Genomic DNA, 700 nt, shown 5'->3' on the forward strand with positions numbered 1-700 from the left:
TCACCCTTAACCAGATGATTTTAGGTCAAGACGTTAGTCATACTTTAGAGATTGTAGCCTTAAAGAGTATGACGACGGTTGAAGATAAAATTTATGTTTATGAGAAACCAGAAAGCGCGGGGCTTGAGATTGGAAAAGCAGCCTATGAACCGCAGCATAGTTATAAAGGGCAAATGAGATTACCTTTTTATAAAGAGTTTCCCAATGCCCTTAAAACCCTTTTGGCTAAGAAATTTACCCTTGCGGATTATTGGGGCATATGGGCTGGCAATGTTGCTGAAATTGCGCAAAACCATATCAATCATCTTCAAACAACTCTTTCTGATGAAACCAGTGAAGCCTATCATGCTTTTGAGAGCTTTCACAAAGAACTAAAAAATAACTTAAACAGTGAAATCAAACAAGAGGAAGCTCTAGAGATGTTAGGACAACATCTTGTCACGCGCCCCGTGTTTGAAGCCTTGTTTGATGGCAATGAGTTTGTGCAAAACAATGCCATTTCTCAAGCCATGGAAAAGATTTTAGCTGAGTTGGACAAAACCAATATCAAGCAAGTATCGAAAGAATTACAAGAGTTTTATGATAGTGTGAAATTCCGTGCCTCTGGGATTACCTCCCCCCAAGCAAGACAAAACCTTATTATCAAACTTTACGAAGATTTTTTTACCAAGGCATTTAAGAAAACCACCGATAGGCTTGG

The 700-nt window shown here is 38.9% G+C and carries 1 pseudogene; it reads left to right on the forward strand.

Annotation, left to right across the window (positions count from 1 at the left end):
* A pseudogene (locus ABD917_RS08755) lies at positions 1 to 700 on the forward strand (damage-inducible protein); the annotation flags it as partial.

Origin of the sequence: Bartonella pachyuromydis (genome assembly GCF_039543065.1) — a bacterium.
Taxonomy (GTDB): Bacteria; Pseudomonadota; Alphaproteobacteria; order Rhizobiales; family Rhizobiaceae; genus Bartonella; species Bartonella pachyuromydis.